Origin of the sequence: Aquimarina sp. RZ0 (assembly GCF_008370685.1) — a bacterium.
Lineage (GTDB): Bacteria > Bacteroidota > Bacteroidia > Flavobacteriales > Flavobacteriaceae > Aquimarina.
On the sequence record NZ_VTZU01000058.1, the window covers coordinates 1 to 12,030 of the forward strand.

The 12,030-nt window shown below is 32.5% G+C and carries 7 protein-coding genes; 3 read left to right on the top strand and 4 right to left on the bottom strand.

What is annotated here, in order from left to right; all coding sequences use genetic code 11:
* Positions 1 to 172 precede the first annotated feature (172 nt).
* The 3 genes from F0000_RS19665 to groES are packed head-to-tail and all read left to right on the top strand — an operon-like array spanning position 173 to position 1,735.
* Entirely contained in the window at positions 173 to 1,207 is a 1,035-nt protein-coding gene (locus tag F0000_RS19665) for a beta-1,6-N-acetylglucosaminyltransferase (protein ID WP_149626434.1), read from the top strand.
* An 8-nt stretch (positions 1,208 to 1,215) separates the two neighbouring features.
* Positions 1,216 to 1,410, top strand: coding sequence for a general stress protein CsbD (locus F0000_RS19670; protein WP_149626435.1), 195 nt, complete (start codon positions 1,216 to 1,218; stop codon positions 1,408 to 1,410).
* A 22-nt stretch (positions 1,411 to 1,432) separates the two neighbouring features.
* Positions 1,433 to 1,735 carry a co-chaperone GroES gene (groES, locus tag F0000_RS19675; RefSeq protein ID WP_149626462.1) on the top strand — a complete coding sequence of 101 codons (303 nt, stop codon included), beginning with the start codon at positions 1,433 to 1,435 and terminating at the stop codon, positions 1,733 to 1,735.
* Between the two features lie 119 nt (positions 1,736 to 1,854).
* Here the strand turns inward: groES and F0000_RS19680 are convergent, their stop codons facing one another.
* The 4 genes from F0000_RS19680 to F0000_RS19695 form a co-directional block, all read right to left on the bottom strand.
* On the bottom strand, positions 1,855 to 3,648 hold the full coding sequence (locus F0000_RS19680; protein WP_149626436.1) for an alanine racemase: 1,794 nt from the start codon (positions 3,646 to 3,648) through the stop codon (positions 1,855 to 1,857).
* A complete protein-coding gene (locus F0000_RS19685; protein WP_149626437.1) occupies positions 3,630 to 4,721 on the bottom strand; it encodes a DUF1611 domain-containing protein in 1,092 nt (363 codons plus the stop codon). The genes F0000_RS19680 and F0000_RS19685 overlap by 19 nt, the downstream gene beginning before the upstream one ends.
* A 42-nt stretch (positions 4,722 to 4,763) precedes the next feature.
* Positions 4,764 to 4,946: a hypothetical protein gene (locus F0000_RS19690; protein WP_149626438.1), complete on the bottom strand. Its 183-nt coding sequence runs from the start codon at positions 4,944 to 4,946 to the stop codon at positions 4,764 to 4,766.
* A 1,241-nt stretch (positions 4,947 to 6,187) separates the two neighbouring features.
* Positions 6,188 to 11,851, bottom strand: coding sequence for a hypothetical protein (locus F0000_RS19695; protein WP_149626439.1), 5,664 nt, complete (start codon positions 11,849 to 11,851; stop codon positions 6,188 to 6,190).
* Between the last annotated feature and the right edge of the window lie 179 nt (positions 11,852 to 12,030).

Consider the following 12,030-nt stretch of genomic DNA (forward strand, 5'->3'; position numbering starts at 1 on the left):
CTCGTGCTTACTAAAAAAAGCAGCAACACTTTAAAAAACGGCCTTGCAAAGAGCTAAAGTTAATACCCAGTAAATTACGAATTTTACGTTAGCCTACGTACTGAAGTTTCTGGGGTCTATGAGGGATTGATTGTAACGACAAAAGTTAAGAACTAAATAACACATATATTAAATGACACAAGAATTAGGTATAACAAAAAAGCAAAGCTTTCATTTTAACATTCCAAAAAAGAAGCCGAAAATTGCCTACTTCATATTAGTTCACCATTTCCCTAGACAGTTCAAACGATTGTTCAAAGCCATTTACCATCCAGAAAACCATTACTTAATCCATATCGACCAAAAAACAGATATCAATATAAAAAAGGATATTAAAGCTTTTATAGAAGATTACTCCAACGCTTATGTCTTAAAAAATGAAAATATAGTATGTGGTGGATACAGCATGGTACAGTCTCAAATTAATGGAATGAAGTACCTTTTAAACCGTTGTCTGAAATGGGATTTTTTTATTAATCTAAGCGATCAGGATTTCCCTTTGAAATCTCAAGATTTTATCCTTGATTTTTTGAACAGGAATAAAGGGAAAAACTTCATAAAAATAGTCAATCAAATTATGGAACGACCTAGTACGCCGAACCGCGTTGAAAACTATTTTCAGGAGATAGATATTGGCTTTTCGGGGATACCCTATAAAAGATCTTTCATGAAAAATGTGACCTCGTATGTCGGCGGACAATGGATGATCTTGACCAGAGCATGCTGCGAATTTATCTGTGAGAGTCCCGAAGTGAAAAAGTTTGAAGATTTCTATCATAAGATCCTAATTGCTGATGAATCATTTTTTCAAACTGCACTAATGAATACTTCATTCAAAGAAACAATCATAAACGATGATAAAAGAGTTGTTATATGGATAGCTGATGGTGATATAAAATTGAAACCAAAAACTTTGACAGGATCGGATATTGACTTTTTAATGCAAGGAGATAACTTATTTGCCCGAAAATTTGATGAAAGAGTTGATGAATCTATATTGGATACTTTGGAGAAAGTTTTGACAACAAATCAAATAATAAATAATTCTAATAGTATTGATTTTAACCTTGTTCAAACGCTTAATATTGATACAAAAAAAAGTGCCCTATTAGATCCAGAAACAATCATAAGTCCATCAACGAAACAAATGCTTAATGGGAACAAATAAATATTAAAATGACTAAAACGAATATTACAAGAAGTTGGCGAGAACAAAAGGTAATGCTCAAACGGAGATTTCCTTTTCTATCCGACAAGGATTTTGACTTTAAAGATGAGCAAAAAGAAATGATGCTTGATAATCTTGAAGTTAAACTTAAGAAAACCAGAGCAGAGTTAGAATTGCTTTTTGCTGAGCTCCAAACCTATTGAACCGTAATTAAGAAAAAAAATGATGCATAAATTCAAAATACAACCGCTAGCCGATGGGGTATTGGTAAAAGCCGATATAGCAGAAAAAAAATCAAAGGGGGGCATTATCATCCCTGATACTGCTAAGGAAAAACCTCAAAAGGGAATCGTATTAGCCGTAGGAAAAGGTAAAAAAGATGAACCCATGACTGTAAAAGTTGGTGATGCCGTATTATATGGAAAGTATTCTGGAACGGAAATTACTATTGAGGGTATTGATGCGCTTATTATGAAAGAGTCGGACATCTTTGGCATTATTCAACCAACTACTTTAGAACTTATATAAGAATATTGAAACAGATATATGAGAAAAGAATATATATTTTAGCTAAAGTGCTACGTGAGTATACATCTGGAAAGATTGTTGAATCGCGTAATAAGAACATTTTTATAAATACAATATGCCTAAAGATAAAAGAACACTTTATCTGGATAATTAAGAGCGGCTGATTGTACATACGATTCTTTTAAAATACCATAGTTAGCGTATTTCTTATACTTTTCTACCGCCCAACCAATATTGCCATAGTCAAAATGCCAATATTCTTTATGATCACATACAAAATCTTCATCCTCGAAAAGTTTCATCAGAAGCTTACGATTTTTCTTTGCTTCTTCACTAATGTCTGGATGTTTGGGATAACATTTTTCATTTAAATCAATATGTAGTCCATCGTTGGTTCCAAAATCCAGTACGCATTTCTTTCGCAAATCATAAATCAGGGCATCAACCGCACCTCCTGTTGAATGGGTAGATTTCTTTTGAGGAGCAATAAATCTAGATACTATCTTGCTAATTTCTTCTACTGTTTTTTTAGGGTATTTCTTTTTCAAAAAATCTGCTTTTTGATCCCATAGTTTTTGTTGATGCTCAAATGATCTCCAGGCTGATCTAATAATTAGCTTTTTGCCCTGATTATCCAGAAGTTTACTAATCCGACCTATTTTTTCATATACCTCTTTTCTAACTAAATAGCGATAGTTTTTTTGAATGGACTTTTCAAATATTAAATTAAAATCTGAATCCTGAAGACTTATCAATGGAGTGTGATCCTCCTTGACAGGTATAATGGCTGTTTTCTTTTTGTGCAACCTGTCTTTTTCTTCTACTATTGCGCAATACTCTTTCGCGCCTATAGGGGTAATGATATTTTTAAAAATATAGGATGAATTCATGGCAGTAACTAATGCTCCATACTTTAATGTAAATGATACATCGCTTCCAACTTTTAAGTCCTCTTTTTTGGCATTGATTATAATGTGATCGCCACCTGCTCCCAGGATTTCGATATCTAATTTAGGAGTTAATCCAGTGACCATTACATCTTGAACACCCATTGCCAAGATAGCTCGTCTTATTATGCCTTGGTCTTTAAATTTTGGCTTGTTGCCAAAAGCGTCCAGACCGATCTCACCATCTGGTACTGATGATTTGTTTTTCAATTCTATAACTTCAGCCACCAACATAAAGGCGTCCTGATAAAGTTTTGGAATCGGTTTTCCTGTTAAAGGTTCATAACCTAAAAATATAGATTCTCCTAATCTCAAATTATTTATCCTACCAACATCTTTTGTAGTGCTGAACCAATTATAATTAGCTGAGTTTCCTCCTGAGATCATAGATAGCTTTATATGGAACTTTTTTTCAATATTAATAGCAATAGAAGACAGTAATTCCATCTTTTCTGCTGTAGGCTTAACTCCCGAAAAACAAGCAAGGTTTGTACCTATCCCAGTGAGTTTAATCCCTTGAAGACTTAATACTTTTTCAATGGTATTTTCGAGTTGGGATGGCATTATTCCTTCGCGCAAATCTCCTAATTCTACCATGATTATGATCTTATGTATCTTACCATGTATGATAGCAAATTCTGAAAGTTTTTTTATAACAGACAACTCCGAATTTAAACTCATATCAATATCTAATACTACTGATTCTGCCTGACTTATCATGGGTGTCCTAATCAATAAAAAAGAAGCTTTCACTCCAGCGTCACGCATTTTTTTGATATTTGCGATTCTTGAGTCAGCAAGAATTTTAACCCCACTCTTTACCAAAATATTGGCAATATGTGGATGCGCACAAACACCTTTAGTAACAGCAATTATATCTATACCTTTTGACCTAAAAAGGGTACTCAAAGTCTTAGCGTTATGAGCGATCTTGCTAAGGTGGATGTCTATTCTTGGGGTTGACATAATAGAGGATTGACACGAATTAAATCAGGAAATATTTCATGAAGTTTTTCTATCAGCTTGCTGCAGTCATTTTTTAAGACATCAGTGACAGGTAATTGATACTTATCTTCATAAGCCTTTGTTGTACTTTCAATTTCTTGGTCATTCATTTCTTCATGATTGATAGTGATTGCAATTACTTTGGATCCTGAGAAAACTTCTAACATTTTTATTTCGCTTTCAAGTGTTGGCATTGGGATTTTAGGAAAATCACATCTGGTAAGCCTTTTTGGTGGATGTTGGAGGATAATAGCCTTAGGCATAGCACCTCTAATGATTGCACTTGAGGAGGTAAATGCAGGATGACTAAGCGCTCCCTGCCCCTCTACTACAATAATATCGGGTTGTTCTTTGAGTGCTTCCAGAATAGCATTTTCAACTTCTCCAGTTGCAAAGCCAGAACTTAGCATATCTATCGCAATACCGTATTTTGAACCTTGAAGTATTCCTGTCTGACCTGTAGTTATGAAGATGGCGTTTAAACCTTCTTTTTTTAGAGCTTCTACTAACTTAAGTGCTGTAGTTCGCTTACCAACTGCACAATCTGTACCAGATACTGTTATTATAGGGGTTTGAACGTCTCTTATCTGTCCTGTAAAGTTGTGGAGATTTTCTTTTGAAGGTGGTTTTCTTACATCAAAAATGGATACGTTGTATTTTTTTGCGAGATTCATACAAACTTCGTCATCCGAAAGAAACTCTGGAAGTCCGTTTACAATATGCATTCCAGTCTTAATGGCAGTGTGAATAATTTTTTTCTCATCATCACTAAGTAATGGCTCAAGGGGAGCAATTCCGTAGATAAAGTATTCTGGAGCACTATCTAATATTTGAATAGCGTGGTTGAAATTCTGGAATATTGGTATCCCATTTTTAGTTCCATCGAGATACTCACCTGCATCAAGACCTGATTTGCTGCTATCTATAATACCAACGATTTCATACTTCCCAGAATGTCTGACAAGACCATTTGCAACTTTACCATCCAATTTGCCAAATTCGTTTTCGCAATAAACTATTGCCGATGTTTTCATATTTAAGTGATGTAAGATTAGTAAATTAACGTCAGAAAGATTTTAACTTCCTACTAGTGCTCTTCCATGCAAACCCAATTCCCATCTATCAGGATCATTTTGAAATCCGCAGTAATATATTCCATCAATATATCGCTTTACTATCAGCGAAATACTAGGGTTTATTTTAGTGAATACTGTATCACCTACTTCATATTTTAGAATTACATTTTTATTCAGTTTCATAATTAATATTTGAAGAGGCTATTTTTTTATTTCTTTTGACCCCCAGAGAATTAGTTTATGAATAAATAACCTCTGAGGATACAAAGAATCAGCAATAATAAAGACAATAGTAAAATCCTATAACGAATGGCTTTAAACGATATATTATTTACTCTTGCTTTTTTTTACATTTTAAAACTGTTTTAATAAATTAATTTATAGTGATATATATAACATTTCGTTCTATTTATTTATTCATTGAAAAAATACCTAAAGGATAGTTCATAGTTATTCTTTTGAAGTTTTTGTTCTTTGTGAAATGAATTTTATTCAAATTAAAAAAGGCAGAGTTTTAATTTCTGCCTCTTTTTTTACCTGAAAATGTTTTGTAGTATATATCAAATACTACTCATCCATTATCATTTTGGTAATTCTAGGTCGTTCAGGTCTGAAACAATTACGTTTAAGTATAAAACTTAATTATGATTTCTACTACAAAGGTCTTTATAATTAACTAATGTAAGGTTATACAATAGAAATTGAATGTTACATAAATCATAGGTTTTGGATTTTTAAATGCTTTTGGAGCTCAGTTCAGAAGAGTCCAAAATGTAGAATTCTTCCTTTTTAGATTAATTAAAATATATGCATAAACGCAAGAATTAGTCTTGATCCAAAAAAACCTAAGGCTATCAACTAAAATGATTCGCAATTCGATGATTATCTTAGCTCACTCGGGTACTTCACCCGAAGGACATAATTTTAAAAAATGGAAGTATTGATTAATTTCAAAGTCCAAATTACATATATCTAATTAATTATCAAGTACTTATGATAATATCGCTAACTCTAAAAAGTGAACCTATTTGTAGAGAAAAATCCCTCTCATCGGATTTTTTTAATGAAAACTGTACGTAAATGCTGTACGTAAATCTAAAAAAGCAACGTTTTTCAAGAAGAAAAATGCCCTAAAACAAAAATAACCACTTCATTTTGAAGTGGTTATCGTAGTAGCGGGAACAGGACTCGAACCTGTGACCTTCGGGTTATGAGGGCGAATATCATTAATTTAAAACACTGATTATCAATTGATTAATTTTTAAAAAAGTGTAAAAACGTGAAAAAACGGTAAAAAACCCACCACCAGAACCCCCCACCTGAAAAGTTAAAAAAACAGGTATTCATGTACCAAATCAATATATTCACTTTATTTGGGTTTATGTTTGATCTAGAAAAGGTTCTTTTTAAGCCTAAGTCACTTACTAAACAATGGCCACTTTTAATTCTTTAATAAATCTTTCTATCTCGGAATTATGCTGTACTAAAGGCAATGTCCAATAGGCTATTTCTCTTGGATCATAATTTTCAATTTCTAAAATTTTATTTATCGTATAAGCCATGGTATCATAATCAGATGCATTAGGAATATTTCGAGGCTTTTGTAAGTCCCAAGCAGCAAGAGCAAAAATTATTGGAATGTTTAAAGTACTATAGGAGTTATATCGACCCACCTGCATCTCCCCTGGTCTACGAAGATGAGCATCGTTATGTTTAGTTCCGGATGTACTATAAGCTTGAGGCATTAAATAATCACAAATTCTAGCTAAAAGAGCTCCCCTCCCAGTAAGTTTTACATCTGACGTAAACCCAAGTTTAGTATCACCTAATTGATTTTTAAAATTATCTCTTAAATAATTTGAACACCATTGATGTTGACTTCCAATTTTTCTCCAATTCTTCTCTGCATCAAGAAGGACAGACTTTATTCTAAATTCTTGAACAATTGGTAAAATTTGATCTACAGCATCCCTTATAAACCCTCTAAAAGGACGTGGAAAAAACATTAAGTGAATATTCAAATATAACCCCTCATTCTGGAAGCTATCGAGGGTTGTTCTTAATCCATCAATAATTTGATTTTGACTTTTATTATCCAAAAACTCAAATGAATTAGGAGAGTTAATTGAGTTCAAGTGAAAAACAACATCAGTTATTCCAGTATTCTTTATCCTTTGAATCCCTTCTTTTCTGAGATCATCTTTGTAAGGCATACGTGCTCGAGTCCAGCTCCATATATTTGTAAAAAGAGCATTTTCCGAAATTTCAACTTCCTGATTATCATTATTCCCGCTAGAAATTAACTTTTGAATTTTAAAAGACTCTTGAACTCCATCAGAATCTGTCCTTTCAGCCTCAACAGACTGACCTTTACTTACAGCTTCCGAAGCAATCTCAGAAAGTGATGGCCTGCTTTGCTCTCTTTCAAATTTAGCCTCATTGCGAATACTTTCGCCACCATCGATTTGTTGTTGTAAATGTTGTCTTGTTAATTTTTTGGCATCTTCATCAGATATAACACCTTCGTTCTTAGCCTTGTTTATATCACCTTGTATTCCTTTAGCATTTTTAGTATTATGCTGTTGTTTTGCTAAACTAGATGCCATTTCCGCATATTTCTGTGCAGCTTCAGTATTTGCCTTAAAGGTTTCAATCGCATTACTTTGATTATCAGCTAAGCCAGTAATATCTTTAAACACATCTGATTTGCCGAGTAATTGATTTATACCAGATAATCCTGCAGCAGGTGCTGGAGCATCAGGAGCGTTCTGAATATTTACTAAAGGTTGAGCAAAATCTTTATATTGAGGTTTATACTCATTTATTGTTGGGGTAGGTGTTACGATAGGAGAAATAGATGTAGTCTCTTCAGTTCTAAATTTATCCCAATCTTGAGAAGAGTTTTCCTTAACCATTTCACAGGAATCACAAGAACCTTGAACCGCTTCCATAAAGACACCTCGTGTTGGCACGCTTATTCTATAAGGAGGGATAGGTGTTAGGGGTTTATAATAATCTAATAAAGAAATTTCTTGGGTTACATTATCACCAATAGTTTCAAGAATTACATTCTGTCCAACTTTATACCCATCAGCTACTGGAAATACCAAGGAGTTACCTGTAATATTTATTAGTTCATTTTTTACAACAGAGGCTATACTTCTCATTTTGCCTTTATGACCTGAGGAAGTGTAAGTTTGAATCGAAAATCCATCTAACAACATATAACGCCTATCTGGATCTAAATTTTTCCACAACACTTTATTATAATGCTCTAAATTGCTATTAAGATGTTCAATAAGTTCATTTACTAGGTATTCGTCTTCTTTTCGCGGATTTAATTTATCCCTTCTTGTTAGAGGAATATAAAGATTAGTGCCGTCTAAAAGATCATCATTTACATAACCATTAAAAATTCTTCCTGTGAAATGGGCAGTTGAATAGTGCAAACTCACTCTTCCTAAATTTAATTTGATATGATTTTTTAAATCGTATATATCCTCATTATTAGAAATAATGCTTAAATACTTTTCATCTCCTCCCAAATCCTTTCTAGTTTGTCCAATAGGCCCTGTTGATCGAAAGTTTACATTTATTTTTTTATGCCCTCCAGTATATTTTGTTTCTGTAGAAAAGTCTAAAGGTAATCCCGCTCCCTCCGGCTTAAATTTATAATCAGTAACAATTTTTGATTCTCCATTAATTGTAACTGTCTTTTTAATTTCTGAAGTGGTTACCGAACCGTAATGAATTGAAATGGAATCGACTATTTTAGAAAAAACAATAGGCAAAATATCTTTATAGAAAATTTCATCCCATTCTGCAATTAATCGCCCTTTAAAATAATAGTCTAACATATCATAAACGGCATCCTCACCAGTATAATCCAAAATCTTGGCATAGGATTCCCATAACAATTTATCTATGTGTCCTCCATCAAAGAATTCTTCTCTTTGTATTGAAAAATTCACTCCATTATTTTCAACATTATATGGTCTATGAAAATTGACAACTCTTATACATTGTGCAGCTGGCACTGATTGAAAATTATCATCCATTGTCATGAAATGATCGAACATTTTAGCTTTTTCTAATGTTCGAGTTTCAACTTCTTTGAATTTTGGCCCCCAATCCCAAGGCCAAGGACTGGCGAAAGCTTTTGCCGTTGCTAAAGCATCAAACTCACTATGTTTCGTTATTTTTGTAATAATTGGTAAGGACTTTATTCTGTCGTATTTTGTTTTAGGTCTTGGCATATTTACATTCATGGAAAATCTTCCCTGAATACTTTCAACATCTCCATCTGCATAAGTTTCTCCTTCTTTAGGAAAATCTACACGATCATAGTTTGTTTGAATTCTTTTATTAGCATCAAAAGCTTTCAATAGTGGATGATTTCTCTTTCCAAAGAAATATGAAAACTTACCTAAATATGTATTAGAAGGTATTGGTAATAAATTCGTTGCCAGTATATCTTTCCACTTATTAATATTTTCTGTTGTAAAATGAGTTAACAAAAGAGGAATGAAAACACATTCTTCTACATGAGAAACTTCTTGATAAATGGCATAGTGCCTAAGAACTTCAAAATACATCATTGTTAAAGAATGACAATGGTTATGATTCGCTATAGTTTCTGCTGTAACGCCATAATTTTGGTCTTGAGTAACTGTGGTGACAACAGAGGCATTTAGCGCTCTATAACTTTCTGCATTTTGCATTAAAGATTGTCTTAATTTTTCTCCAAAGAACTGAGAGATATTTCTAGAGCTATTTTGAGATGCTGAAGAATTAGAATTCGAAAATCCACCAGCTACTCCCAATGAAGCACCAATGCCTCCATAAGAACCTGCAGCACCTATACCTGCTGACATCCCAGAGGTATGTGCTTTACTTTGTCCACTTAAAGATTCATTAATCCCGCCACTAAGTTGGTCTGTTATGAATCTATCGCTAATTAACCCTGCAGTAAGACTTTCTCCTTGTGATAGAGATTGTGATTCTGCACCTTGTAATGCATGCGAGGATTCAAAAACTACAATTTGCTTTTTCTGACCCGGTGCTAATGGAAGTGAATACACCAAATCCCCTAATGAATATCCATCTGCTTTAAATACAGATTTAAAATGCAATATATGGCCAGTAGCTACAGTCACAGCTTGATAAAAGGATAAATCAGAGTCTTGATTTGGATAATTAGAAGCTTTTGTTACTAATGGAGAATCTTGCCAACTTACAGGATTGTTCAAACCTATTTCTTCTCTTTTATAAGTTTCTTCTTCATTTCCGGGAGTTAAATTGTAACATATGGTTCCATCTTCTACTTCAATCTTTTTAAGAGTGTAATTTGACACTTCAGGATCTGTAATCCTTACTATTGCGTTATAGCTATACTCACGAAGTGTTCTGTTTGGTGTAGATAAATTAAGGCAAGTGCCTCCAATATCTTGTGAATATTCATCAGACTCAATTAAATCTGCTTGATCAGGAAGTCGCTTTGCTTTTTTGGTTTCATTGCATCCACAATCGTCTTCTTTTTCCTTATCTAGATCAATTACACTTTCCTCATCTAAAAGTAAAAAAATAAAATCATCAGAAATTGTTTCGTTATTATTATCCGGATATATCTTTATTTCTGCCGGCCTATTAGGCATTAATGATACAAAAATTTGAGCTTCTGTATAATTACCATAAGGATAAGGCATAAAGAAATTCCCCGATTTATCTGTAGTTGTTCCTGCTACAATTTGTGCTTCACTATCTATTTCTTTTTTTGCCTTAATGGTTATTGTAAGGTCTTTCAATTTATGCTTATTATTATTCTGTAAAACTTTACCTCTAATTTTTTTTATACCTTTTTTAGAATTAATATTTGATCCTAAGTTGATATTACCTGGAGAATATTCTTCTATTTTTATAGAAAGCTTTTGTAATTTTTCATCATTTGGATTAAATCTTTCGTTCCACAAAATAGTACCGTCAAACCCCTTTAGTTTTACAGTAATAAAATTAGATAAGCTATTGGTAATAATCGGAGTACTGTTATCGAATGAAAAATCAATTTTATTATTGGAAATAGCATCATTATAGGAATTCCAATTGTACTTTAATATCAATGGAGTATTACTTATTCTAGGAGCTTCCAGAACTAAACTGTAAAAATCTAATTCTTCATTGGCTACTTCCTTATCTGTTAGAAATTCTAGGTTTCCTTTTACTGAAACTGTTTCTATTTTAGCAAGCGTGAGAGGGAAATCCAATAAGAAATTCTGATATTTATTTATATTCTCATATAGAAAAGCGATAACTGGGTTATTTGAATCTTCATTCACATTGATCTTTAATATATTTTTTAAATAATCATTAAGTTGAACGAGATAAATATCAGGATTTACATGGTCCTGTTTTAGATCTACAACAATTTGTAACAAATCCAAAATTTGAGCTTCGGAAATTGAAGAAAGACGACTAAAATCATCAGTACGAATAGTTTTTGATTTAGTATATATGTCTAATTTGAAAAACTCAAAAACCTGTTTGTTTAAAATAAAAACATTCGGATTTCTTTCTTTTGCTAAATTTTGTAATGCTTCGATGTTGTATATCCTCCCTAATTGCGAGTTTTCATCATAAGGTCTATAAGAATTTTCGTAATCAGAAAGTTCTTGGTTAAAATTTCTCTCATCAAAATCTGAAGAAATTGAAGCTTTTTGATAAAAAATCCCCTCAAACATCTCAGATTTGATTAATTGTCCAAAACTATCCTTAATGTTTACCTTAAATTGAACTGAAAAATCATTGATATCAATCTGAGGGTTCAATAAATCGATAAAATGATATCTAAAAAACCCATAAATATCTTCAAGTTTATTTCCAACGATCTCTGATAAAGGCAAATCAACAAAATATTCTTTATCAGTTATTTGATGTGATGCCTTAAATTTTTTAATACCATTTGTAAACCTTCGAAGAGTTCCATGATCGTTAACAAATGAAAATCGAGGAAATTCTACTTCAATAATTAAGTTTTGAATCTCTGAAGAATTTTCTAAGTTTTCAGTATTAAAGGTATATTGTAAAGAAGCCATACAGTATGAATTTAATAATTTATGTAAAAAAAACGGGGTGAGATATCTTCAAAATAAATCTTATAATGACAATCCAACTATCAGAAACACGACAGAATCTATCAGAACTACGACAAGTCAATGATAACTGTGCTTAACAAAGAAATCAGTAGGTGAATTATACAGAAAACAGTAAGAAT